Origin of the sequence: Methylomonas defluvii, from assembly GCF_033949435.1 — a bacterium.
GTDB lineage: Bacteria > Pseudomonadota > Gammaproteobacteria > Methylococcales > Methylomonadaceae > Methylomonas > Methylomonas defluvii.
This window is the reverse complement of record NZ_JAXARY010000009.1, coordinates 152356-178412: the sequence shown is the minus strand read 5'-3', so window position 1 is coordinate 178412 and position 26057 is coordinate 152356. Positions and strand designations below refer to the sequence as shown.

Genomic DNA, 26057 nt, shown 5'->3' with positions numbered 1-26057 from the left:
ATCACGAACAGACGCTAAGAACAAGATAGCGCTTCTAAAAGCCTACTAAACATTTCGTGTAATTTGCTATCAAATCAGGGGGCTATCAATACTTTAGTCACAAGGACTATCGCTTGATGTTCTGCATGCGCCAAAGCAGCAGCAATAGCAGCAGCGGCGGCACCGCGGTCAGGCCAGTAGCCACAAACGCAGTAGCATAGGCTCCGGGTAACCCGTATATGGGCGTGAGCGTTTCGACCGCAACCCCGGAGAATCCTTTCAGGAATTTGCCAAGCAAGGCGTAAGTTGACGACAGCATGGCGTACTGAGTGGCGGTGTAGCCCAAACTGGTCAGGCTCGACATATAAATTACCAAGGCGACGCCCGCGAAGGACTGGGCAAAAGCGTCGAGCGTCATGACTGCGGCGAAAATCGCTGTGTCTGCGTTGACGCTGAGTAAGGCGAATGCCGCCGTGCCAAATCCCTCGAACACAAGTCCCGCGATCAGGGTTGGTAACAGGCCGGATCGCACGGCACTGAGACCCGCCGAGGCAATACCGAAAAAGGTGGCAACCAGCCCGAACGAACCTCGCACCCAGGCCACCGTATCCTTGGAAAGCCCGAGATCATGATAATACGGGTTGTACATTGGCCCCATCACGAAATCAGGCAGGCGATAGAGCGCCACCATCAGCAGCATAAGCAGCCCTGCAACCTTGTGATTGACGAAAAAGTCGATGAACGGGCCGATGATCGCATCGGCGAGGCCGCGCAAGGTCCATAGCGGAGACTTCTGGCGCCGCACCACATCAGCGCGGGTTGGCTCAGAGGCACATAGGGTTGCTACGGTGCAAAGTGCCATCAACACCGCCATGACAACGTACGACATGCTCCACCCGACACGGGCCGCCGCAGCAATGATCAAGGCGTCGGTAATAATGAGAGCGACACGGTATCCGACCTGCGCCGCCGAAGTCATCAACCCCACGTCGGCGTCGTCGGACGCGGATTCGATTCGCCAAGCGTCGATGGCGATGTCCTGCGTGGCTGACGCGAAGGCCGTCAACAACGCGAAGGCACCAATAGCCGCCAGCCCGCCTGCCGTCCCGACAGCGGCCATACCCAGCAGACCGATGGCGATCAAAATTTGGCACAGCAGCATCCAACCGCGACGACGCCCCAGACGGCCCAGCAGCGGCACATCGATATGATCCACCAGCGGCGACCAGTAAACCTTAAAGGCGTACGCAAAGCCAACCCAGGACATGAAGCCGATGGCAATCAGGCTCGTGCCGTCATCCCGCAGCCAGTAGCCGAAGGTATTGGCTGTCAGCAGGAAGGGCAGGCCCGAGGCAAAGCCCAGCGCCAACATGACGGCCACCTTGGGCTGCTTGAGCTCATGCATCACTTCCAAAGCGGAGCGCTTGCTGCGCACAACGGGGGTTGATTGGGTTGCGGGCGACGGCTTCTGAGCCGAATTAGGGGGGACGTGCGTCGGCGTGCTCATGCAGGAATAGTACTTTAATCGAGTAAGGCCCTACACCCACCAGAGTAAAAAAGCCTATAACCAAAAGATAATCCTGTCCATCGGCCAGCCAAACCGATACAGGCGAAGAAACCGACTAGAAAGGAAGTCCGGCTGAAACCGAGAAATACCACACTCAGAACACGCCAATGCGTAAAAATAGAGAAAGCGCTACGCCAACTATTAATAGTCTTTGTCACGCGCCTTCCCTTACTTTATTGCAGTTCTATCAAAAATCGACGAATTAACCGTTTATCAGATAGTGGGTAACGATACTCGCCGCATAGCCTGCAGCGATAACCGGCGTCCATTTCAAGTGACTGAAGAAGGTGTATTTGTGATTGGATTGCCCCATCAACGCTACGCCTGCCGCAGAACCCACCGAGAACAATGAACCACCCACACCGGCAGTCAATGTCACCAACAACCATTGATACAAATCCATATCCAGATTCATATTCAGTACCGCGAACATCACCGGGATGTTATCAACTATTGCTGAAATTATACCGACCAGGATGTTGGCGGTGGTTTGACCCAAGCCGTCGTACATCGCGCCGGACAACAATTCCAGGTAACCGATATAACCCAAGCCGCCTACCGCGAAGACCACACCAAAGAAGAACAGCAACGTATCCCATTCAGCTTCCTTTACGCGATCAAATACATCAAGATGCACCGCATCAGCCGAGGCGAAGCGCATCTTTATGTAGTAGATGAATAACATCAATATGGACAACCCTGCCATCATGCCCATGAACGGTGGCAAATGCAGAAATTGTTTGAAGCTGACGGCCAAACCGATGGTAACGCCGAACAAACCACAAACCACCCAACCACCGGGCTTCAATTCAACAGCGGCCTCGTTGGTTGCTTTTGGCTGACCACTTGGAATCGCTTGCGCCATGAAGAAGGCGGGCACGACGAAATTGACGACAGAGGGAATGAACAACTTGAAGAAATCGAAAAACTCAGCATAACCAGCTTGCCATACCATCAAGGTCGTGATGTCACCGAATGGGCAAAACGCGCCACCGGCATTTGCCGCGATCACCAAGTTGACGAAACCGATAGAGACGAATTTTTCGTTATCCGCACCCACGGCCATCACCACGGCGCCGACCAACAGCGCAGAAGTCAGGTTGTCAGCAACCGAAGACAGGAAGAAGGTAATGATGCCGGTGATCCAGAACAATTGCTTGTAGCCAAATTGTTTACGAATCAACCAGGAGCGTAGCGCTTCAAACACATTACGTTCCGCCATGGTGTTGATATAGGTCATCGCCACCAGCAAGAACAACATCAACTCTGCGTACTCTTTCAAATCATGTTCGAAAGCTTTATGCAGTTCTTCACCGGAAACACCGGCCTCTTGAGCCAATATCGCCACATGCCCCCAAATCACGGCAGCGGCAAAGATAACCGGCTTGGATTTACGCAAATGCGTAAACTCTTCTGCCATCACAAATCCATAGGCCACCAAAAAGATCAGAACGGTATAAATGCCCCGCTCGGTTCCGGTTAAGCCCAGGTTATGAAACTCTTCAGCCATGGCGATTTCCGGCAAAAACAGCAAGCCGGCCAAAATTAACAGTAAGCGCAACAAGATAGCCCCCTTTATCCTCTATGTTTTAGTCATTATTGAAAGCGGAAAAAACTAACCGGGCATGTTATCACCATACAATATTCTTTGTCATTTAATCCCGGCCAGTATATTATTCAGATACCTAGCAAAATAGTATGTAAACCAAGCATCGCCTTTAAATGTATCAATATAACAAGCAAGATCAAACACTTATCGAAGAGCGCGTCAATGAGTTTCGCGGTCAAACCCAACGCTTTTTAAGCGGCGAACTCGGCCCCGACCAATTTAGAGCCTTGCGGCTGATGAACGGTTTGTACGTGCAAACCCATGCGCCGATGCTCCGTGTCGCAGTACCTTACGGACTGCTTTCGTCCAAGCAATTACGCAAACTGGCATCGGTAGCTCGCGACTATGATCGCGGCTATTGCCATTTTACGACCCGCCAAAACGTGCAGTACAACTGGCCGGAACTTAGTCGAGTACCCGACCTGCTCGCCGAACTGGCGACCGTGCAAATGCACGCCATTCAAACCAGCGGCAACTGCCTGAGAAATACCACCTCAGATCCCTTAGCGGGCATCTGCAAAGATGAGATCGAAGATCCACGACCCTACTGCGAAACCATTAGACAGTGGACGACACTACATCCGGAATTTGCTTATCTGCCGCGCAAATTCAAGATCGCCGTTAGCGGTTCGGCGCATGACCGCGCCGCCGTGCAATTCCACGACATCGGCGTCTACATAGTCAAAAACGATGCAGGCGAAATTGGCTTCAGAATTTTGGCCGGCGGCGGCCTGGGCAGAACTCCCATCATTGGTCAAACCGTTAGACCTTTTCTGGAAAAACAACACCTATTATCGTATCTGGAAGCGATCTTACGGGTCTACAACCTATTCGGCAGACGCGACAACAAGTATAAAGCGCGCATCAAAATCCTGGTCAAAGAAACCGGATTGGAGAAGTTTACCGCCATGGTCGAAAAGGAATGGCTGCGCATTAAGGAAGATATGATCCTGAGCAACGAACGCATTGAGGAAATCAAAGCGCAGTTTTTACCACCCGCTTACGATCCCAGCGCTGCGGATGACAACGCCCTGACCGCGCAGTTGGCCGACAACACCGATTTTGCAAAATGGTTTAAATACAATACCGTCGAACACAAAATCGCCGGCTATCGCGGCGTCTACGTTTCACTAAAAGCCCCGGATTCTCCTCCTGGCGACATGACTGATAAACAGCTTGAAGCGGTAGCCGATTTGGCTGACCAATTCAGCTTTGGCGAAATTAGAAGCACTCATAGACAGAATTTGGTCTTGGCTGACGTGAAACAAGCCGACCTGTTTACAGTATGGCAGCAACTAAACGCCATCAAATTGGCTACACCCAACATCGGCACCGTCACCGACATGATCTGTTGCCCGGGCCTGGATTTTTGCTCGCTGGCCAATGCCGGCTCTATTGGCGTAGCAAAGGAACTCAACGAAGCATTGGATGATTTGGATTACATACACGACATCGGCGACATCAAAATTAATATGTCTGGCTGCATGAACGGCTGCGCCCATCAAAGTGTCGGCCACATCGGCATTCTGGGCGTCGATAAACATGGTGAGGAGTGGTATCAAATCACCTTGGGCGGCTCTTCTGAAAACGAAGCAGCGATAGGCGAACGCCTGGGACCATCAGTTCCCAAAGACCAAATCACTTCTACCATCACAACGATATTAGACGTTTACCTCAAGCAACGCCTTGAAGACGAAGCATTTTTAGAGACCGTCAAGCGTGTTGGCCTGGAACCATTCAAAGAAAGAGTTTATGCAAATCATTAAAGATCGACAGTTGGTAGAAAACACCTGGACTTTTATTGCCGACGACAGTCCGCTGCCAGAAAATGGCGACATTACAGTCACATTAGCGCGTTGGCTGGCAGATAAAGAACAACTAATCAAACGTTCCAGCCAAACCGGCGTTCGACTCATCCCGAGCGATCAAATTGAACCGCTGACTGACGACCTGAGTAAAATTGGTGTAATAGAGCTTAATTTTCCGATATTCGGCGATGGCAGACTTTTTTCGCAAGCACGTTTGTTAAGGAGCCGCGACGGTTATCAAGGGGAAATTAGAGCCGTCGGCGATTACCTGCCTGACCAAGTATTTTATTTGGCGCGCGTGGGCGTGAATGCGTTTGAGTTTTCTGACCCAAACCATATTCAAGAGGCTCTGGCAGCCATGAACAATTTCTCGGTACGCTATCAGGCATCGACAAACTAAGCCAAAACCGGCAAATTATCTTAAGTACCTGACAAGAAACAAAAGCCACACAATAAAAAACCCGCTTGACGAATATCGTCAAGCGGGTTTTTCTTTGCCCTATATCTGAGCTACTTTTTCATAATGCTGATACCTTTCAGCAGATTCAACGCTTCATGCAAAGGATAGTCGCGAATTTCCGCTTCTGAAGATTCGTTGGTATCGCCATCTTTTTCAGATTGGTCTTTCGCATCATCTTTATCCTCTTCTTCGGACTTTTTCTCCGGCTTCGCGTTACCGTTAGTCAAGTGATGCGTCAGATCGGCTTCTTTAATCGACTCGATCTTGGCTTTTTCCAATGATTCCAGCTTAACTCTCGCCAAAGTCACATCAGGCTCTATGCCCTGCGCCTGAATTGAGCGACCGGAAGGCGTAAAGTACCGGGCTGTGGTCAACTTCACCGCCGCGCCATTGCTGGTCGGCAGAATGGTTTGCACCGAACCCTTCCCGAAAGATTTTTCACCCATGATGATGGCTCGTTTGTGATCTTGCAACGCACCAGCAACAATTTCGGATGCCGACGCCGAACCGCCATTAATCAACACCACAATCGGCGCACCATTAATAATGTCATCCGGTGTTGCACTAAAACGCATTTCTGAGTTTTTGATTCTGCCTTCGGTGTAAACGATCAAACCGGACTCGATAAACGCATCACTGACATCCACAGCGGCATTCAATACACCGCCGGGGTTGTTACGCAAATCCAGCACAATACCTTTCAGTGGGCCTTCGTTTTCTTTTTTCAGCTCGTCGACCGCATCCAACAAACCTTGACCGGTACCGGATTGAAAACTACTGATCCTCAAGTAACCGTAATTTTTTTCCAGCAGTTTGTTTTTAACACTTTTGACTTTGATGATGTCGCGGGTCAAGGTAAATTTAAGCGGCGCTTCTTCGCCTTCCCGAACCACAGTCAACACGATGTCGCTACCCGGCTCGCCACGCATAATTTTTACTGCGTCGGCCAGAGTCATGCCTTTAACCGGCTTGTCATCCAGACGCACGATCAAATCGCCCGCCTTGATGCCGGCGCGCTGAGCAGGTGTATCATCAATCGGAGAAACGACTTTAACAAAGCCATTTTCCATACCCACCTCAATTCCCAAACCGCCGAACTGACCAGTGGTGCCTTCTTGCAACTCTTTATATTCTTCGCTAGCCAAATAAGCCGAGTGCGGATCAAGACCGGACAACATACCGCGAATCGCATCTTCCAACAGTTTTTTGTCGGATACAGGCTCGACATAATCCTGTTTGATACGCCCGAATATCTCGGTAAATGTCCGCAACTCATCAAACGGCAAAGCCTGTAAATCATCTAAGTTGGTCGAAACAGGTGCTTCCTTTTCCGCCAGGACACTGCTGCACAAACTCAGCGTCGCCCCCAAAATAAACCCGACCAATAAAATCACTATATTTCTGTTTTTTAGCATGTGTTTTAAAACTCCAACAACCTGTTCCTGTAAATGATTAACCCTTGCCCGGCTTACGGCACCATTGCTCGGGATCTATGGGCCGACCTTGTTTCCTGATGCCGAAGTACAATGCCGCATCAGCACGCCCCCCGCTACGCCCAACCGAAGCCAATGTCTCACCGGCTCTAACATGCTCTCCCACGCTTTTATGCAAGCTTTGATTGAATGCATACAAACTCATATAACCCTTACCGTGATCAACAATGATCATCAAACCATAGCCCCGCAACCAATCGGCGTAAACAACTCTCCCGGCATTGACCGCATGAATATCGGCACCTTCGCGAGCGCTAATCACCACGCCGTCCCAGGTTGTTTCGTAGCGGCGACTGCCGAAACGATCCGTTATCGCCCCTTGCACCGGCCAAGGCAGCTTTCCTTGCAACTCGGAAAAAGAAAGACCCGCCGGTTCGCGAACAGGATTGGCTTCGGATTTTTTGGGCGGTTCGGGTTGTTCGACAGGCTTTTCGTGCTTATCAAGCACGCGCTCCGGTGCAACCGCAGGTTCATTATCATCAGTTTTCTGCAATGATGCTACCAAGGCTTGCAATTTTTTCTCGTCACGCATCAAGCCAGCCAGCAGGGCGCTTTTTGACGCATAATCTTGCTGAATGTCGGCAAGCAAGGCTTCTCGCTGTTTTTTCAGCGCCTGCATCGCCTCGGTTTCTTGTTGTTTCTTGTCGAGAGACACTTGCAATAACTGAGTTTCCGTGTCTTTTTGCGCCTCCAACTGCCGCAAAACCTTGAAATCCTCAGCCATGGCCTGAAGCTTTTGTAAGCGGGCCTTACTAATGTAATCGTAGTAAACCAACATGCGACTCGATACCGCGGGATTACGCTGGTTAAGGATAACTTTCAGCCCTTCCTTATCGCCACCCATCGCATAAACCGACTTAATCAGCCCCTCAAGCTCCTTCTCCTGACTACGCATGTCCTTTTGCGTGGCAACGCTTTTATTCCGAACTTCCTGCAATGCCTGTTCTTGCTGCCTGATTTCAGCTTTGATAGCTCGCAGACTATTCGCAAGCTCCCCGTATTGCCGCTCCAGCTTTTGCAACTGTTCTAACAACCGAGACTTTTCAACCCCCAGGCTTTTGACGTCATCGCCAACTTGCTGGATTTGCGATTGCACTTCTACCAAGCTACGGGCATTTACGGGATAGCCCTGAGCCGGCAATGCGCAGACAATCGCAATCCAAGCGATCAAAAAATATCGGTAAACATGCATCGATTAGGCAACCAGCAATAACCGTCCAATCATTGACGCAGAGAGCAGCAATAACGGCTTTGCTGGACTGACCATGTGTTACAGACTCCAAAGATTAGTTTTGCGGGCGTTAAGGCAGATAAAATTTGGCCTAGTCAAAAAACGAGCCAACCCAAGCAGCTCCGAGCTATTTTCCCAAGCCTCTAGCCGAGGGTATTGAACAATAAAGCCCACTCTGTTAGATTTGCTCACTTTTTATTGCGTTAGCGCAAGCGATTAAACCCACTTGCGCCGTGGCGACATTATACCAGCACAAGGATGTCGTCATAGTTCGAAAAGTACCATTGCTCTCTCACTGCTCTTAACTTTTGCCACGATCATCGTTATTAAATGGAAGACAAAAACGATACCATTCTCTACGACGACAACGATATTAATCGGGCCGCGCGCTGCTTGAAAGCGATGTCTCATCCGTTGCGCCTGAAAATCCTTTGCGTACTCGGCAATAACTCGATTAGCGTACAAGAGATCGTTGAGCAAGTTGGCACGAGTCAAAGCAATATTTCCCAGCACTTGGCAATACTGCGAGACAAGGGCATTCTCGATTACAAAAAAGAAGCCAATCGGGTTTACTATTTTATCGACGATGAGCGTGTAACACACCTGATTCAAATGATGCGCAGCGTTTTTTGCGGCACGTAAACAGCATTCAATAACCACTAAAATAAACCCACGCAATGGACCAATATATAGAATTTGCCACCAATCACTATTTACTAGCATTCTCGCTGGTATGCATTATTTTTTTGCTAATCCAGGATTTGCTCGCGAACTCATTCAATAAGTACGAAAGCATTTCTCCGTTGATTGCAGTCACCAAAATGAACAGTGACGATGTCGTTGTGCTTGACGTGCGAGAAACCAACGAATTCGCCAAAAGCCACATCGAAAACGCGATCAACATTCCCTTAGGCAAAGTAGAAGAACAACTAGGCTCTCTGGAAAAGCATAAAAATCACCCTATGATCGTGACCTGCCAGACTGGCGCCCGCTCGGTAGCCGCTTGCAAAACACTGACCAAAGCCGGATTTGAGCATGTATTTAACATGACGGGCGGCATGCAATCCTGGGAAGATAACAAGCTCCCCATCAAAGTCAGCAGTAAAAACTAAAGATTAATCAACCACCTTAACAAGTAATCATCATGGCCGAAATCAACGCATCCAGCGAAAAGCAGTTCGCGATTCAAAAGATCTATACCAAAGACATTTCTTTTGAAACCCCCAATGCTCCAAAAATATTCACGCAAAAGTGGGAACCCGCGCTGGATCTTAATCTCGGCACGCACGTTCAACCTATCGAAAACTCGATGTACGAAGTATCGCTGACATTAACCGTCACCGTAAAAATTGCAGACACAACGGCCTATTTAGTTGAAGTCAATCAATCCGGAATTTTTTCAATAGCCGGTTTCAGCGAACAAGAAATGGGACCAATGCTAGGCAGCTTTTGCCCCAACGTCTTGTTCCCTTATGCGAGAGAGGTCATTTCCGACCTAGTGAATAAAGGCGGTTTTCCACAGTTAATCTTGGCGCCAGTCAATTTCGACGCATTGTATATGCAGCACTTGCAACAAGCGCAAACTCAACAGGAACCTGAAGCGAAGACGCTAAATTAAGCGGGATGCCACCATCTATCAGTATCCTTGGCGCCGGCTCATGGGGAACCGCTTTAGCGGTACAGGCAGCCAGAAATGGCTGCAACACCCTGTTGTGGGGCCATAATCCCAAACACATAGCCGCATTAAAGCAAACCGGCGAAAATGCACGCTATTTACCCGGCGTCCATTTTCCAGAAAACCTGCAATTCACCGACAATCTTGCGGAAGCCGTGGGGTTCAGCGCGGTATTGCTTATTTCGGTCCCCAGCCACGCCTTTAGAGACTTATTAGCGCAAATCAAACCCACGCTCAGTGAAAGCTCCCGCATCGCATGGGCCACCAAGGGTTTCGATTCCCAAAACGGCGCCTTGTTAAGCGAGGTGGCGACGCAAATACTGGGGGCGAATATCGAATGCGCCGCACTCTCCGGCCCCACATTTGCCCAAGAAGTAGCTGCCGACCTACCAACCGCACTCACCATCGCCTCTAACTCGGAAGGCTTCGCCACCCAACTTAGCGAACGATTGCACAACCAACGATTTAGGATCTACACCAGCAACGATATTATTGGCGTTCAGGTAGGCGGAGCCTGCAAAAATGTTTTGGCAATCGCGGCAGGCATAGCCGACGGCCTTGGCTTTGGCGCCAATACCCGAGCCGCACTGATCACTCGCGGCCTAACCGAAATCATGCGCCTCGGCATCAAACTTGGCGGCCAAGCCGACACTTTTATGGGCCTAGCCGGTCTGGGCGACCTGATTTTGACTTGTACCGACAATCAATCCAGAAACCGCCGCTTTGGCTTGGCATTAGGCCAAGGCAAAGACCAAAGGTACGCATTAAGCGAAATCAATCAGGAAGTCGAAGGCGTATCCGCAGCCCGAGAAGCGCACCGTTTATCGCAAAAATACGGTGTCGAAATGCCAATCACCGAACAAGTTTACAAAGTCTTATTCGAACAACTCTCCCCCAAACAAGCCGTCCAAAACCTGCTGACACGCGATCAAAAGCCGGAAAGTTTGTAAATCTCGTCTGAAATAGCCCAACGAACTCAATCTAAGGGCTCTACCACTATTTATCCCAAACCACAGCCGCCAATCTTTTGCTCAGAAAAACCAGCCTTACCGCTAACCGTCCAAACAGCTTGCTACAGCAAACCGCGTGCAAAAAGTGAGAATTAGCACCTAATAATTGCAATTCACATCAAAAACCATCATTAACTTTTTGATACAAATCATTTTTACTCGAAACCCTCGCATATACCGCCTAATACGCACCAATCCTGCGTAAGTCCTTGTAGAAAAAGAAAGAATTTAATTTAAATGCCTCTTGACTAAGCACCCGTTGAAAACTATAGTGGTGCAAAAGTGATGTAAAGTGGTCAAAAATGGATTTTTTTGGAATTTTTGAGGTTCATCTTGTTTCGAGGCATAAGTTCAATCAGTTTGGATGCGAAAGGGCGCATTGCAATTCCTACCCGCTATCGGGAGGAGTTACAGGAGTCCTGCGACCGACAAATGGTTGTGACCGTTGCAGTTGACGACAAATGTGTCGGCGAACCGGGTTGCCTATGGCTATACCCCTTACCCGAATGGGAAAAGCTCGAACAAACCATCAGCAAACTGCCGACATTAAACAAAATGGCCGGCAAGTTACGACGTTTTGTGATCGGCAATGCCTCGGAATGTGAAATGGATAACCAAGGGCGCCTGCTGCTTCCGGAAACCCTTCGGGAGTTTGCCGGCATGGAAAAACACATCATGCTGGTTGGTCAGCTCAACAAATTTGAAATATGGAATGAAGCGGCCTGGAAGGCCAAAGAACAGGAATGGATGGACGGTAACGACACAGAGGGCCTTGAAGAACTTGGCTCGCTGTCGTTTTGACGGAGATGACCGCCCATCAGACGGTTTTGTACGAAGAGGCCTTAGAGCAGCTCGACATAAAACCGAACGGTATTTATCTGGACTGCACCTTCGGGCGTGGCGGACACAGCAGCGGCATTCTGAAAGCACTGAATAGCACCGGCAGATTGCTGGCGCTTGACAGAGACATGGATGCGATTGCTAGCAACGAAGCCAAGCGCTTGCTGGAAGACAGCCGTTTTAGTTTGCATCACGCCAGTTTTTTGGAACTGAGAGCCATTATTGAACAACAAGGCTATAAGGGTAAAGTCGACGGCATTCTGATGGACCTGGGCGTATCGTCCCCGCAACTAGACAATGCGGAGCGTGGCTTCAGTTTTTTGCGTGACGGTCCTTTGGACATGCGCATGGATAGCAATCACGGCCTGTCGGCTGCAGAGTATTTGGCGCAAGTCGACGAAAAAGAATTGGTTCGCGTATTGTTTGAATATGGCGAAGAGCGTTTTGCCAGGCGAATTGCCAACGCGGTTATCTGCCAACGCCAACAGCAGCCTCTGCAGACCACTCTGCAATTGGCAAAATTGATCGAAAACAGTGTGCCGTTTCGCGACAAGCACAAACATCCTGCAACTCGCAGTTTTCAGGCGATCAGGATAGAGATTAACCAAGAACTCGAACAGATTAAAACCGGATTGAAACAAGCTGTGGAGGTATTGGCGCCAGGTGGACGTTTAGTCGTGATCGCTTTCCACTCATTGGAAGACCGCATCGTCAAGCGCTTCATTCGCGACCAAGCAGGCCCGAAAACCAATCCCGGCAAACTGCCGATTAAAGAGCAAGACATAGAACAAGGTCAGTTACGCAAAATAGGCAAGTCGATACGGGCACAACAACAGGAGTTGCAACAGAACCCACGCGCACGTAGCGCGGTAATGCGAGTTGGGGAGAAACGTTAATGGCGATTGCAAGAAATATCCTGCTGACACTGTTGGTGGCGATGCTGATGATCTCCGGCATTGCCGTGATCTACAGCAAATACCAATCGCGCTTGCTGTTTATCGACATTCAGAAAAAAGAAAAAGAGCTCGACGACTACGAAGTGGAATGGGGCCGATTACAACTCGAATTGACCACGCTCACCGAAGAAAACCGGGTTGAAATCGAAGCAAGAACGCGGCTGATGCTGACTTTGCCGGCCCAAGACAAAATTATTTATATAAAGCCGTAAATGCGAATTGCCTCCGGCGCGGGAACGATACCGCGCCACAATACAGATTTTGTGATCCGCCGCAGAGTGCTGCTGTCGGCAATGTTGTTGGCCATGCTCGGATTGGTTGCGCGCGCGGTATACCTGCAAATTCTCGATAAAGAATTTCTGCAGGACAAAGGCGATATGCAGCACGTCGGCGTAGTGTCGGTATCGGCTTATCGTGGGCAGATCAAGGATCGCAACGGTGAGCCTTTGGCGATTAGTACCCCGGTACAATCGATTTGGGTCAATCCGCGCCAACTAAGGGATGCGGAACAGGACAAATTAACACCGATGGCGAAAATCCTCGGTTTTCCGGAAAAGGAACTGCGTTCGCTGTTAAAAAAGGAAAAAGACGCCAATAAGCGTTTCGTCTATTTGCGCCGGCAGATTAACCCGGATATAGCCGAAAAGGTCAAAGCGCTGGAAATTACCGGTGTGTATTTCGAGCGAGAGTTCAAGCGTTACTATCCGGCTGGCGCAGTATCCGGGCATCTATTGGGTTTTACCAATATCGACGACATCGGCCAGGAAGGCATAGAGCACGGCTACGAGCACATTCTACGCGGCCAGCCCGGCAAAAAGCGCGTGATTAAGGACGGCAAAGGTCAGATCATCAAGGACGTGGAAAATATTGAAGAAGCCATCCCAGGCCGCGACCTGGTGTTGACTATCGACGAGCGCCTGCAATACCTGGCTTACCGGGAATTGCAGAATGCGATGATCCAGAATAAAGCGCATTCGGCATCGCTGGTGGTGCTGGATGCCAAAAACGGTGATGTATTGGCGACGGTCAGCCAACCAGCTTTCAATCCCAACAACCGTAAAGAATTGAGCAGTAACCGCTATCGCAACCGGGCCATGGTGGATAGCTTCGAACCCGGCTCGACAGTCAAACCCTTCGTGGTAGCGGCGGCACTGGATGGTGGCTATATCAAACCCAACGTATTGATAGAAACCCATGGTGTCTATCACTTGGGTCGTAACGTCGTTAAGGACGTGCATAACTACGGCACGATGGATTTGACCCACGTACTGCAAAAATCCAGCAATATCGCGGTCACGCAAATCGCGATGAGCATGCCGCCGGAGTATTTTTGGGGCGTATACAGCAGGCTGGGATTCGGCACCTCCGCCGGTGTTGGCTTTCCGGGAGAAGCCATCGGCTCTTTGCTGGATTATCAAGGCTGGCACGAATTCGACCAGGCGATTTTATCGTTCGGTTACGGGGTTTCCACCTCGATTTTACAGTTGGCCAGAGCGTATACCGCTTTGGCGGACGACGGCATCATTCATTCCGTGACTTTACTGAAGCGCGATGAAGATCCCGATGCCCAACGGATTTTCAAACCCGAAACCGCCAGAAAGGTCCGAGAAATGCTGGAGCACGTGATCAGCAAGGAAGGCACGGCATACCAAGCCAGAGTCGAGGGTTATCGGGTAGCAGGTAAAACCGGTACCGTGAAAAAGGCCGGGGCCGGCGGTTACAGCGAAGACAAATATTTATCGGTATTTGTGGGCATGGCGCCGGCCAGCAACCCGCGCTTCATTATCGCGATTGTGGTGGACGAACCTACCACCGGCCAATATTACGGCGGCCTGGTGGCGGCACCGGCTTTCTCGAAAGTGATGGCGGGCGCATTACGGGTATACGGCGTTGAGCCGGACGGCATGGATAACATGCATTTATTGTTGAGCAAACAATGAAGCTAGCCCAATTGCTAAACGGACTGACAGTAAATCCGCCGGATTTGGCAATCAGCGGATTGTGTTTGGACAGCCGAAACATCCAAGCCGGCGATGCGTTTATTGCGTTGAACGGCGCAACCCAGCATGGCATTGCGCATGCGGAGCAAGCTGTTGCGAACGGCGCGGTCGCGGTGATTTACGATCCAAGCGGCGTGGAGACGCAGATCGTCAGCGAAGTAAAAGTACCAAGCTTGGCAGTAACCGATTTAGCGCAAAAGCTGGGCGAAATCGCCGCAAGATTTTACGGCAACCCGTCGCAACTATTGGATGTAATCGGCGTAACAGGCACCAACGGCAAGACCACCTGTAGCCAGTTAATCGCGCAGGCTTTGCCGGCTTGCGGCGTGATAGGCACGCTGGGCTGGGGAGACGTCGGCAGCTTGCAGCCGACCGCCAACACCACCCCGGATGCGTTGGCCGTGCAGCGAATGCTGCACGAATTTGTAAAGCAGGATAAACGTAACGCGGCCATGGAAGTGTCCTCGCACGGCTTACACCAAGGCCGGGTTAACGGGGTTAGCTTTAAAGGCGCAGTTTTTACCAATTTGAGCAGGGACCACTTGGATTATCACGGCAGTATGGCGGAATACCTGCAAGCCAAACTGGCCTTGTTTAAAACACCGGGCCTGCAGTTTGCCGTGGTCAACCTGGACGACGCCAGCAGCGCCGAGGTATTGCAAAGCCTGCCGGACACCGTGCAACGCTGGACCTACAGCGCGACCGGCCAACGCGGTACTGCTAGGGAAGCCGTAAGTGCCGAGCAAGTAAAACATAGCGCCGCCGGCATCGAATTCGATGTGATATGGCGCGAGCAAAGACGCCGGGCAACGACAACGCTGGTTGGCGGCTTTAACCTGGATAACGTGCTAGCCGTGCTTTGTGTGCTGCTGGCGACCGGCAGCGAATTCGACGCCGCCGTCGCGCAACTGGCCAAATTAAACGCCATTGCCGGCCGCATGGAAAAATTCGGCGGCAACGGCAAACCCACGATATTTGTGGATTATGCGCATAGCCCGGACGCGCTGGAAAAAGTGCTGAAAGCCGCCAAAGGCGGGAACCGACTGAGAGTCGTATTCGGCTGCGGCGGCGACCGGGACAAGGGCAAGCGTCCGCAGATGGGCAAAATTGCCGAAACCTGGGCGGATCAAGTCATCGTCACCGACGACAATCCGCGCAGCGAAGCATCGGCAGCGATTATTAAAGACATTTTGAGCGGCTGCCAAAGCCAAAAAATAACGGTCATTAACGATAGAACCACGGCCATAAACACAGTGATACGACAAGCAGACCCAGACGATTGCGTGGTGATAGCCGGCAAGGGCCACGAGGACTACCAAGAAATCGGCGGCGTAAAGCAGCCGTTCAGCGATAGCGCTATCGTCAAGCAAGCACTGGCGGCGTGGAGCAAGCCATGAAGCTGCAACTCAGCGAAATAGCCCAAGCCGTCAACGGCAAGCTAATCGGCGAAGACAGAGAAATTCGCGCCACCGGCATCGATACCCGCACCTTACAAGCCGGCGCGCTATACATCGCGATAAACGGCAAGAATTTCGACGGCCACAGCTTTATCGATAAAGCCGAGCAAGCCGGTGCGGCAGCGCTGTTACTCGAGCGAGCCGCGCCATCCACTTTAGCGCAAATCATCGTCGCAGACACCCATCTGGCACTGGCGGAACTGGCCGGATACTGGCGCAAAACCTTGTCGGTCAAAGTAGCCGGCGTCACCGGCAGCAACGGCAAAACCACGGTCAAGGAAATGATTGCGGCGATTTTCGCCACCCAAGGCCATACCTTATCGACTCAAGGCAATCTGAACAACGACATCGGCGTGCCGCTGACGCTGCTGAAACTGGATGACTCTCATCGCTACGCGGTGATTGAAATGGGCGCCAACCACCCTGGCGAAATTGCTTATACCAGCCGTTATGCGCAAGCCGATGTCAGCGTCATCACCAATATTGGCGCCGCCCATATCGAAGGTTTCGGCAGCATCGAAGGCGTCGCCAAAACCAAGGGCGAAATCGTCGAAAGCCTCGGTGAAGACGGCGTGGCGGTATTAAATCGCGACGACGTTTTTTACAATTTCTTGCTGACCATGGCCGGCAACCATCGCAGCGTATCCTTCGGCTTGCACCCCGCAGCCGACGTCACGGCGTTAAATATTGCCACAGCTTTGGACGCACAAGGCTTTAATACATATTTCGAATTAAAAACGGCGACCGACACCTTACCAATCCGCTTGCATCTGGCCGGCGCTCACAATGTGAAAAACGCTTTGGCCGCAGCGGCAGTTGCACTGCAATTCGGCATTAGCCTGACAGACATTAAACAAGGCCTGGAACAACTCCAGCCCGTCACCGGCCGCATGCAACCCTTAACAGGCCGTAAGGGCAATATCATCATCGACGATACCTATAACGCTAACCCCAACTCCTTGAAAGCCGCGCTGGACGTACTGACCGATTGCGGCAGCGAAGCGTGGGTAGCATTGGGCGCTTTCGGCGAGCTCGGCCCGGACAGCCCGGCGATACACCGGGAAATGGGCGAATTAATCAAAGCAAAATCAGTGAAGCGTTTGTTCGCGACCGGCGCATTGGCAAAACATGCCGTTGAAGCCTTTGGCGACGGCGGCCAGTTTTTCGACGATCAGGAACAATTAATAGACACACTGACAACAGCCGTCACAGGTAAGGAAACCCTATTGGTTAAAGGCTCGCGCGCCCAGAAAATGGAAAACGTGGTGGCGGCGATGGTCAACAATTTCAGAGCAGCCTAATGTTACTTTTACTCGCGGATTATTTAAGCAATATCGACAGCGGCTTCAGGGTGCTACATTACCTGACCTTTCGCGCCATCTTGGGCGTGCTGACCGCGCTCATTATTTCCCTGATGGTCGGCCCGGCCATGATCGAAAAATTGACTCGTAAAAAAATCGGCCAAAGCGTGCGCGACGACGGCCCGCAAAGCCATTTTTCCAAATCCGGCACACCAACCATGGGCGGCGCGATGATTCTGTTCGCCGTAGCGATCAGCACCCTGCTCTGCGCGGATTTGAGCAATCGTTATGTCTGGGTGGTGTTGCTGGTAACACTGGCACATGGCGTAATCGGCTTTATCGACGACTATAAAAAAGTCCTGCTCGGCAATAGCGACGGCCTATCCGCCCGCGCCAAATATTTCTGGCAATCGCTGGTGGCACTGAGCGCCGCCTTATACTTATACAACACCGCTCAAGTAGCGGCGGAAACCCAATTCATCGTGCCGTTTTTCAAAAACGTCACCGTCGACATCGGCTGGGGCTACGTCGTACTGACCTATTTCGTCATCGTCGGCTCCAGCAATGCCGTCAACTTGACTGACGGCCTGGATGGCCTAGCCATCATGCCGACCGTGATGATCGCCGCCGCCTTGGCGATTTTTGCCTATTTGTCCGGCCACGTGAATTTCTCGCAATATCTGGCTATCCCGCACATCCCCAAAGCCGGCGAATTGGTGGTATTTTGCGCAGCCCTGGTCGGCTCGGGCCTGGGCTTTTTGTGGTTCAACACCTATCCTGCCATGGTGTTCATGGGCGACGTCGGCGCACTGGCCCTGGGTGCCGCGTTGGGCATCGTCGCAGTGCTGGTTAGACAAGAAATCGTTTTGGTGATCATGGGCGGCATCTTCGTGATGGAAACCATCTCGGTGATTATCCAGGTAGCGTCGTTCAAAACCCGTAAAAAGCGGGTGTTTCTGATGGCGCCGATTCACCATCATTACGAATTGAAAGGCTGGCCGGAGCCGCGCATCATCGTGCGTTTCTGGATTATCTCGGTCATCTTGGTGTTGATCGGCCTGGCCACTTTGAAACTGAGATAAGCATGAACACCACCGCCCTACTCAGCAATCTGGAAACCCATTTCAACTTAAATCCGGATAACGCTCGCCTATTGATCGTCGGTCTGGGCGCTACCGGCTATTCAGCCGCACAATTTTTGCAAAAGACCCCGATTAAATTCGCCGTGATCGATAGCCGGAAAAATCCGCCGCTAATCGATAATTTGCGGGAACAAATGCCGGACGTACCGGTATTTTCCGGCGGTTTCGACCAATCCGCACTGGATGTCGCCACTCATTTGCTGGTCAGCCCTGGCGTATCTTTACACGAAGCAGCCATCCAAAAGGCCGTGCAGGCGGGCGTAACCGTACTAAGCGACATCGACTTATTCGCTTGCGCCACCGACAAACCGGTTATCGCCATCACCGGCTCCAACGGTAAAAGCACGGTTACCACCATGCTGGGCGAAATGGCTAACGCCGCTGGCGTCAAAACCGCCATCGGCGGCAACCTCGGCACACCCGCGCTGGATTTGCTGCAACAGGACGCCGAACTTTACGTGTTGGAACTGTCCAGCTTCCAGCTGGAACGCACCACGGCTTTGAACGCCAAAGTCGCCACGGTGTTAAACGTCAGTCCGGATCATCTGGATCGCCATGACGGCATGGCCGGTTATGCGGCGGAAAAGCAACGGGTGTTCCGGGGCGACGGCGTGATGATCTTGAATGCCGACGACCCGATGGTCATGGCCATGCGCGATCCCGCCCGGCAAACATTGACTTTTTCCACCCAAACTCAAGCCGATTTTTATCTGCGTCGCGGCGAAATCGATACTTTAATGCAAGGCGAACAAGCCTTGATGGCAGCCAGTAAATTGCGCCTGGAAGGTAGCCACAACATCGCCAATGCGTTGGCGGCGCTGGCCCTGGGCACGGCTGCCGGTCTAAGCATCACCAAAATGTGCGATGCGCTCAGAAAATTCAAAGGCCTGCCGCATCGCATGCAAAAAGTCGCGGAAAAAGGCGGCATTAATTGGGTTAACGATTCCAAAGCCACCAACATCGGTGCGTGTATCGCCGCGTTAAACGGCTACGAGCATAAAGTTGTTTTAATTGCCGGCGGCGAAACTAAAGGCGCAGACATGACTGAACTAGTGCCTGCCGTCACCGAAAAAACCAAGGCCGTAGTCCTGATAGGCAAAGATGCACCATTGATCGCACAAGCTTTGAATAACTGTGTGCCTGTCCATTTCGCCGGCAATATGAAAGAAGCGGTCACCATCGCCGCCAGTTTGGCCAGCGAAGGCGACAGCGTCCTGCTATCACCGGCCTGCGCCAGCCTGGATCAATACCGCAGCTATGTTGACCGCGGCAATAAGTTCGCCGAAGCCGTGATGAGTCTGCCCTTATGTTGAAACCGACGCCCAAGCCCCGCGCGCAAAACCGCCTGCACGTCGACCCGGTGTTGATGTTGGCGTGCTTCAGTCTGCTGGGCATCGGTTTTATGCTGGTCACCTCGTCCTCTTTGCATTTGGGCGTCAAAATGGCCGACGACATTTCGCACTATCCCTTCAAGCAACTCATTCATATTGCGTTTGGCTTGGGCTTTTCCGCGATTATTTTGAACATACCGATGCAAAGCTGGGAAAGAATGGGGCAAACCCTGTTCATCGCCGGCCTGGCCTTGCTGCTGGTGGTATTGATTCCCGGTGTAGGCATCAGGGTTAACGGCAGTATCCGCTGGCTATCGATTCTGGGCTTACGGATCCAGGTATCGGAAGTCGTGAAATTCATTTCAGTGATTTATATGGCCGGTTACGTCACCCGCCATGCCGACCACGTCCGCCGCTCCGCATTCGGCTTGGTCAAGCCGTTGATGCTGTTTTCGGTGGCGTGCGTACTGTTATTGCTCGAGCCCGACTTCGGCTCGGCGGTGGTGATTCTGATCATTGCCATGGGCATGATGTTTCTGGGCGGCGCCAGAATTTCTCAATTCATTATTTTATTGGGTTTGGTCGCCAGTTTAGCGGTGATCTTGGTTATTGAATCGCCCTATCGACTGGCGCGGGTCACCAGCTTCATGGACCCGTGGGCCGATGCCAGAGATACCGGCTTTCAGCTCACCCAGGCCTTGATTTCTTTCGGTCGCGGCGAATTTTTCGGCGTTGGCTTGGGCAACGGCCTGCAAAAACTGTTTTACCTGCCGGAAGCGCATACCGACTTTTTGTTCTCCGTATTGGGTGAAGAACTCGGCCTGCTCGGCGTGCTACTGATCATCGGCCTATTCGCCGCCCTGGTCGTTCGCGCCTTTGCGATTGGCGAACAAGCCGAGCAAGCCGGTCTGAAATTTTCTGCCTTGGCGGCTTACGGCTTAGGTATCTGGTTTGGCTTCCAATCCTTCGTGAATATGGGCGTCAACATGGGCATGCTGCCCACCAAAGGTTTGACCTTGCCGCTGATGAGCTACGGTGGCGGCAGTATGATCGTGATGTGCGGCGCAATGGCCGTATTGTTTCGGATTCACTACGAAGTGACCGAACACAATAAAAGCAATGTGAAGGGGAAACACGCATGAGCGGCCGCATCGTCATCATGGCGGGCGGCACCGGCGGACACGTGTTTCCGGCACTAGCGGTCGCCCAGGAAATGCGCACACGCGGCTGGCAAGTCAGCTGGCTTGGCACCGAGAAAGGCTTAGAAAGCCGCGTGGTGCCCGCCAACAACATAGACATCGACTGGCTGGCGGTAGCCGGCATGCGCGGCAAGGGCTTGCTGTCCAAACTCGGCGCCGGTTTTAAATTGATCCAAGCCTGCCTGCAGGCCAGGCGCATTCTGAAGCAACGCCAACCTAACGTGGTATTGGGCATGGGCGGTTTTGTGGCCGGACCGGGTGGATTGATGTCCAAATGGCTGGGCATCCCGCTGGTGATACACGAGCAAAACCGGGTACCCGGCACCACTAACCGCTTGTTGGTAAAGCTCGCTGCCAGCAAAGTATTGGAAGCGTTTCCGGACAGCTTCGCCCAATCGGTACACGCCGTCTGCACCGGCAACCCGTTAAGAGATGCGTTCATTAATCTGCCGGAAAAATCCGAATGGCACCCGCAAGCCGGACGCAATTTAAGGATTTTGATTCTGGGCGGTAGCCAGGGCGCAAAAGTCCTAAACGACACTGTGCCCGAGGCATTGGCCGGATTGAGCAATGTGGACGTAAAGCACCAGACCGGCAGCGCCATGCAAGCTGAAGTGACCGAGCGCTACCGCATGCTGGGACTGAACGCCGAAGCTTTGGCTTTTATCGAGGATATGGCCGGGGCTTACCAATGGGCCGATTTGATCATCTGCCGGGCCGGCGCGATGACGGTCAGCGAAGTCGCCGCCTGCGGTTTGCCGGCGATTTTCGTGCCCTTGCTGCACGCCATCGACGATCATCAAACCGCCAATGCCAAATATTTAAGCGAAGCCGGTGCCGCCATCTTGCTGCCGCAACCCGAATTAAACGCGGACAATCTGCGTAAAACCCTAGAACAAGCCATGACATCATTAACTTCCATGAGCCGGGCCGCCAAAGCCAAGGCCAGACTCGCCGCCACTCAGACCGTAGCGGATATTTGCGTTGCGGAGGCTGCCGTATGAACCGCCCCAACATCGACAACCAAGCGCTGGGCGACATCGACAAAATCCATTTTGTCGGCATCGGCGGCACCGGTATGAGCGGCATCGCCGAAGTACTGTCCAACTTGGGCTATACCGTGTCCGGCTCCGATATTAAGGGCTCGGCAGTCACCGACCGCCTGCAAGCCATGGGCGTGAAAGTCTATTTTGGCCATCACGCCGACAACGTGACCGATGTCGATGTCGTCGTCACATCCACCGCTGTCGATAGAACCAACCCGGAAATCGTCACCGCCTACGAAAACCGTATTCCGGTAATTCCGCGCGCGGAAATGCTGGCGGAATTGATGCGCTTCAGATTCGGCATCGCCGTCGCCGGCACGCACGGCAAAACCACCACTACCAGCCTGACCACAATGATGCTGGCCGAGGGCGGCTTGGATCCCACTTTTGTGATCGGCGGCCGTTTGAATAGCGCCGGCGCCAACGCCAAATTGGGTTTGGGTAAATATTTGGTCGCCGAAGCCGACGAAAGCGATGCGTCGTTCTTATTCCTGCAGCCAATGATGGCCATTGTCACCAACATCGACCAAGACCATATGGAGACCTATGGCGGCAGCTACAGCAAACTCAAGGACACTTTCCTGAAATTCCTGCATCAATTGCCGTTCTACGGTTTGGCGGTGATGTGCATAGACGATCCGGGCGTCTGCGACGTGCTACCTAATGTATCCAAGCCGGTGAAGACCTACGGCGTCAGTAGTTACGCCGACGTACGCGCTGTGGATATTCGCCAGGACGGCTTACGCACTCATTTCACGGTGTTGCGCTGGGGTGATTTACCGCCCTTGCAAGTCACGCTGAACCTGCCCGGCTGGCACAACATGCTGAACGCCTTGGCGGCCACGACTATCGCCACCGCCCTGGGTGTGGACGATGCGGCTATTGTAAAGAGTCTGGCCGAATTCAAAGGTGTGGGCAGGCGTTTTCAAATCAACGGCGACGTGGATTTCCAAGGCGGCAAGCTGACCTTGGTTGACGATTATGGCCACCATCCGCGCGAACTGGCCGCCACGCTGGAAGCCTTGCGCCAAGCCTGGCCGACGCGCCGTAAAGTCGTCGTGTTTCAACCGCACCGCTACACCCGCACCCGCGACTTATTCGAAGATTTCGTGGAAGTATTGTCCAGCGTCGATGTACTGATTTTGCTGGACGTGTATTCGGCCGGCGAAGCGCCGATTACCGGTGCTGATGGCAAAGCCTTGAGCCGCTCAATTCGCGTGCGCGGCCAGGTTGACCCGGTATTCGTGCAAAACCGTGAAGACTTGGCGACCATCCTGGCCGGCATCGTCGAAAAAGACGACGTGGTATTGACCATGGGCGCCGGCAACGTCGGCCAGATCGCTGCCGAATTGCCGCAACAATTGGCCGAGGCCCTAAAGTGATGGTGGCTAGAGGCACTTTATTAAATAACGAGCCACTGGCGAAATACACCAGCTGGCGGGTCGGCGGTCCGGCCCAGCACCTGTACATCCCGGAAAACAAGGCCGATCTGATCGAATTTATCGCCAGCCTGCCGGCCGGCGAACCGCTGTACTGGATGGGTTTGGGTAGCAATTTATTGGTGCGCGACGGCGGCATTCGCGGCACTGTGATCAACACCCGCGGCCGACTGAAAGAAATGTATCTCGCCGACTCCGAACGGGTTTACGTGGAAGCCGGCGTACCTTGCGCCCATGTCGCCCGCTTTTGCGCGGACTTAGGCTTGACCGGCGCCGAGTTTTTAGCCGGCATCCCCGGCACGATGGGCGGCGCACTGAAAATGAATGCCGGCGCGTTTGGCGGCGAGACCTGGAGCATTGTGGAACGGGTTGAAATGATCAACCCGCGCGGTGAAGTCATTCTGCGCGACCATCACGAATTTGAAGTGGCCTACCGTTCAGTCAAAGGTCTGGCTGACGAATGGTTTTTGTCAGCCCAGTTGAAATTGAGCAAAGGCAACAGCGAAGCCAGCCAACAACACATCAAAGCGCTGTTGGAAAAACGTAACGCCTCGCAACCGACCAATAAGCCGACTTGCGGCTCGGTATTCAAGAATCCGCCCGGCGATTACGCGGCGCGCTTGATCGAAGCCTGCGGCCTGAAAGGCTTTGCCATCGGCGGCGCGGTGGTGTCGGAAAAACACGCCAATTTTATCGAAAATCGCGGCAACGCCAGCTCGGAAGACATAGAAGCCTTGATCGAACATATTCAAACCCAAGTACAAACGCAATTCGGCATCAGTCTGCAAACTGAAGTCTGCCGGGTAGGTGAAAAAGCATGAAGCCATTACGCATCAAAAATGCCGCCGATTTCGGCAAAGTCGCCGTGCTGTTGGGCGGCTCCGCTGCCGAACGCGAAATATCTTTGAACAGCGGCAACGCGGTATATCAAGCCTTGAAAGCGCAAGGCATCGACGCCGTAGCGATAGACGTGACCGGCAGCCCGATTGAGGCTTTAACCAATCTCAAAGTCGACAGAGTATTCAACGTGATCCACGGCCGCGGCGGCGAAGACGGCGTGTTGCAAGCAGTATTGCAAGTCATGGGCTTGCCCTACACCGGTTCCGGCGTCATGGCCTCGGCATTGACCATGGACAAATTGCGCACCAAGCTGTGCTGGCAAGGTTTGGGTTTGAGCACGCCGCTTTGGTACGTGCTGAAAAGTGCCGCTGACATCGATCCTTGCATCGCCAAACTGGGATTTCCGGTGATCGTGAAACCGGCGCAGGAAGGTTCCAGCATTGGGATGAGCAAAGCCACTAACCGAGACGAACTGGTCGCCGCACTGCAATTGGCCAAGCAATACCTATGCGACGTTTATGCCGAGCAGTGGGTGCAGGGTCAGGAATACACTGTCGGCGTGCTGGACGGCGAAGCGCTGCCGGCTATCCGTTTGGAAACACCGAATACCTTTTACGATTTCGACGCCAAGTATCGGGCCAATACCACGAAATACCACTGCCCATGCGGCTTGAGCGCGGAGCGCGAACAACAATTGCAAGCGCTTGCGGTACAAGCTTGCCAGGCATTGGACGTGAAAGGTTGGGCGCGGGTGGATGTGTTTATCGACGCCAACGGTCAATCGCAACTGATCGAAGTGAATACCGTACCCGGCATGACCGACCACAGTTTGGTGCCGATGGCGGCGAAAGCCGTAGGCATCAGTTTCGAGGAATTGGTCTGGCGCATTTTGGAAACCAGCATGGCGGGTGCAGGTGAGCCGGTTTAGTGTGATCTTGATGACCGCGCTGTTGATCAGCGGCGGCTGGTGGGCTTGGCAGCAATTCGGTGCCGGCGCACTGAGCAGTAAACCGATCCGCTACGTCAAGATTGAAGGCGCGTTCCAATACACCAGCAAGGATAGGCTAAAAGAAGTATTGGCGCCGCAAATGAAACAGGGCTATTACCAGGCCGACATGAACGCGATTCATCAAGCGATTAAAGCCCTGCCCTTGGTGGATAAGGTCGATGTGAAGCGGGTGTGGCCGGATGCGGTGCATATAAAGATTACCGAGCAGAAGCCGGTGGTGCGCTGGGGCAAATCGGCGCTGTTGAACAAACAAGGCGATTTGTTGGTGCCGGACAATATCGACGAATTTAAAAATTTACCACTGATTACCGGCCCGGATGGCCAGGAAAAGAAACTGCTGGAGATCATGAAAGGCGTCTACATCGTGCTGAAGGATAAATCGATGCAGCTTGCGGAATTTCATGTCAACGAACGTCGGGCCTGGCGGATTAAGTTAGCCAGCGGCATGGAAATGCAATTGGGCAGAAAAGCACCGCTGGAAAATATGCAACGCTTTTTAAAAACCATGGATTTATTGGGCGAGGAACAGCTGGCGCAAATAGCCAGCGTGGATACCCGATACCCGAACGGCTTTGCAGTGACCTGGAAACCGGAAGTCACTAACATCGATTGGAAAGCAATCGTGGAAAAAATAAAAACCTGATTTAAACGCTTACCGAGCATAA

General features: G+C 52.5%; 24 protein-coding genes. 20 read left to right on the top strand and 4 right to left on the bottom strand.

The window, feature by feature from the left end; all coding sequences use genetic code 11:
* Positions 1-106 precede the first annotated feature (106 nt).
* Both QLH52_RS11735 and nhaD read right to left on the bottom strand, forming a co-directional pair.
* Positions 107-1486, bottom strand: a complete 1380-nt coding sequence (locus QLH52_RS11735) for an AmpG family muropeptide MFS transporter (RefSeq protein ID WP_084153288.1) — start codon at positions 1484-1486, stop codon at positions 107-109.
* 262 nt (positions 1487-1748) lie between these two features.
* Complete coding sequence (gene nhaD / locus QLH52_RS11730; protein ID WP_225587310.1) at positions 1749-3056, bottom strand: sodium:proton antiporter NhaD; 1308 nt, start codon at positions 3054-3056, stop codon at positions 1749-1751.
* 212 nt (positions 3057-3268) lie between these two features.
* Here nhaD and QLH52_RS11725 point away from each other — a divergent pair, with 212 nt between their 5' ends.
* Together QLH52_RS11725 and QLH52_RS11720 are read left to right on the top strand one after the other, a co-directional pair.
* Positions 3269-4921, top strand: coding sequence for a nitrite/sulfite reductase (locus QLH52_RS11725; RefSeq protein ID WP_319961668.1), 1653 nt, complete (start codon positions 3269-3271; stop codon positions 4919-4921).
* A complete protein-coding gene (locus QLH52_RS11720; RefSeq protein WP_319961667.1) occupies positions 4875-5363 on the top strand; it encodes a DUF934 domain-containing protein in 489 nt (162 codons plus the stop codon). The genes QLH52_RS11725 and QLH52_RS11720 overlap by 47 nt, the downstream gene beginning before the upstream one ends.
* 110 nt (positions 5364-5473) lie before the next feature.
* Here QLH52_RS11720 and QLH52_RS11715 read toward each other — a convergent pair whose 3' ends face one another.
* Both QLH52_RS11715 and QLH52_RS11710 read right to left on the bottom strand, forming a co-directional pair.
* Complete coding sequence (locus QLH52_RS11715) at positions 5474-6838, bottom strand: S41 family peptidase (protein WP_319961666.1); 1365 nt, start codon at positions 6836-6838, stop codon at positions 5474-5476.
* Between the two features lie 37 nt (positions 6839-6875).
* Positions 6876-8087, bottom strand: coding sequence for a murein hydrolase activator EnvC family protein (locus QLH52_RS11710; protein WP_319961665.1), 1212 nt, complete (start codon positions 8085-8087; stop codon positions 6876-6878).
* 390 nt (positions 8088-8477) lie between these two features.
* Here QLH52_RS11710 and QLH52_RS11705 point away from each other — a divergent pair, with 390 nt between their 5' ends.
* From QLH52_RS11705 to QLH52_RS11620, 18 genes are all read left to right on the top strand, one after another.
* Positions 8478-8789, top strand: coding sequence for an ArsR/SmtB family transcription factor (locus QLH52_RS11705; protein WP_033156780.1), 312 nt, complete (start codon positions 8478-8480; stop codon positions 8787-8789).
* Between the two features lie 179 nt (positions 8790-8968).
* The gene (locus QLH52_RS11700; RefSeq protein ID WP_319961664.1) at positions 8969-9259 is read left to right on the top strand and encodes a rhodanese-like domain-containing protein; all 291 of its coding nucleotides are present in this window, start codon (positions 8969-8971) and stop codon (positions 9257-9259) included.
* A gap of 32 nt (positions 9260-9291) precedes the next feature.
* Complete coding sequence (secB, locus tag QLH52_RS11695; protein WP_171697287.1) at positions 9292-9765, top strand: protein-export chaperone SecB; 474 nt, start codon at positions 9292-9294, stop codon at positions 9763-9765.
* Between the two features lie 5 nt (positions 9766-9770).
* On the top strand, positions 9771-10772 hold the full coding sequence (gpsA, locus tag QLH52_RS11690) for an NAD(P)H-dependent glycerol-3-phosphate dehydrogenase (protein WP_319961663.1): 1002 nt from the start codon (positions 9771-9773) through the stop codon (positions 10770-10772).
* 393 nt (positions 10773-11165) lie between these two features.
* Positions 11166-11633 (top strand): division/cell wall cluster transcriptional repressor MraZ, encoded by a 468-nt coding sequence (gene mraZ / locus QLH52_RS11685; protein WP_033156987.1) that lies wholly within the window; start codon positions 11166-11168, stop codon positions 11631-11633.
* 5 nt (positions 11634-11638) lie between these two features.
* Positions 11639-12568 carry a 16S rRNA (cytosine(1402)-N(4))-methyltransferase RsmH gene (gene rsmH / locus QLH52_RS11680; RefSeq protein ID WP_319961676.1) on the top strand — a complete coding sequence of 310 codons (930 nt, stop codon included), beginning with the start codon at positions 11639-11641 and terminating at the stop codon, positions 12566-12568.
* The gene (gene ftsL / locus QLH52_RS11675; protein WP_020483757.1) at positions 12568-12840 is read left to right on the top strand and encodes a cell division protein FtsL; all 273 of its coding nucleotides are present in this window, start codon (positions 12568-12570) and stop codon (positions 12838-12840) included. Before rsmH ends, ftsL begins: the two co-directional genes overlap by 1 nt.
* Complete coding sequence (locus QLH52_RS11670) at positions 12841-14568, top strand: peptidoglycan D,D-transpeptidase FtsI family protein (protein ID WP_319961662.1); 1728 nt, start codon at positions 12841-12843, stop codon at positions 14566-14568.
* Positions 14565-16025, top strand: a complete 1461-nt coding sequence (locus QLH52_RS11665) for a UDP-N-acetylmuramoyl-L-alanyl-D-glutamate--2,6-diaminopimelate ligase (RefSeq protein ID WP_319961661.1) — start codon at positions 14565-14567, stop codon at positions 16023-16025. Before QLH52_RS11670 ends, QLH52_RS11665 begins: the two co-directional genes overlap by 4 nt.
* Positions 16022-17386 carry a UDP-N-acetylmuramoyl-tripeptide--D-alanyl-D-alanine ligase gene (locus QLH52_RS11660; protein WP_319961660.1) on the top strand — a complete coding sequence of 455 codons (1365 nt, stop codon included), beginning with the start codon at positions 16022-16024 and terminating at the stop codon, positions 17384-17386. The genes QLH52_RS11665 and QLH52_RS11660 overlap by 4 nt, the downstream gene beginning before the upstream one ends.
* The gene (mraY, locus tag QLH52_RS11655) at positions 17386-18468 is read left to right on the top strand and encodes a phospho-N-acetylmuramoyl-pentapeptide-transferase (protein ID WP_033156788.1); all 1083 of its coding nucleotides are present in this window, start codon (positions 17386-17388) and stop codon (positions 18466-18468) included. Before QLH52_RS11660 ends, mraY begins: the two co-directional genes overlap by 1 nt.
* Before the next feature lie 2 nt (positions 18469-18470).
* Positions 18471-19841 (top strand): UDP-N-acetylmuramoyl-L-alanine--D-glutamate ligase, encoded by a 1371-nt coding sequence (gene murD, locus QLH52_RS11650; RefSeq protein WP_319961659.1) that lies wholly within the window; start codon positions 18471-18473, stop codon positions 19839-19841.
* A complete protein-coding gene (gene ftsW / locus QLH52_RS11645; RefSeq protein ID WP_051669999.1) occupies positions 19835-21001 on the top strand; it encodes a putative lipid II flippase FtsW in 1167 nt (388 codons plus the stop codon). Before murD ends, ftsW begins: the two co-directional genes overlap by 7 nt.
* On the top strand, positions 20998-22062 hold the full coding sequence (murG, locus tag QLH52_RS11640; protein WP_319961658.1) for an undecaprenyldiphospho-muramoylpentapeptide beta-N-acetylglucosaminyltransferase: 1065 nt from the start codon (positions 20998-21000) through the stop codon (positions 22060-22062). Before ftsW ends, murG begins: the two co-directional genes overlap by 4 nt.
* Positions 22059-23486 (top strand): UDP-N-acetylmuramate--L-alanine ligase, encoded by a 1428-nt coding sequence (gene murC / locus QLH52_RS11635; protein ID WP_319961657.1) that lies wholly within the window; start codon positions 22059-22061, stop codon positions 23484-23486. Before murG ends, murC begins: the two co-directional genes overlap by 4 nt.
* Positions 23486-24364, top strand: a complete 879-nt coding sequence (gene murB / locus QLH52_RS11630) for a UDP-N-acetylmuramate dehydrogenase (RefSeq protein WP_033156791.1) — start codon at positions 23486-23488, stop codon at positions 24362-24364. The genes murC and murB overlap by 1 nt, the downstream gene beginning before the upstream one ends.
* Entirely contained in the window at positions 24361-25311 is a 951-nt protein-coding gene (locus QLH52_RS11625; RefSeq protein ID WP_319961656.1) for a D-alanine--D-alanine ligase, read from the top strand. Before murB ends, QLH52_RS11625 begins: the two co-directional genes overlap by 4 nt.
* The gene (locus tag QLH52_RS11620; protein ID WP_319961655.1) at positions 25298-26035 is read left to right on the top strand and encodes a cell division protein FtsQ/DivIB; all 738 of its coding nucleotides are present in this window, start codon (positions 25298-25300) and stop codon (positions 26033-26035) included. Before QLH52_RS11625 ends, QLH52_RS11620 begins: the two co-directional genes overlap by 14 nt.
* Positions 26036-26057 lie beyond the last annotated feature (22 nt).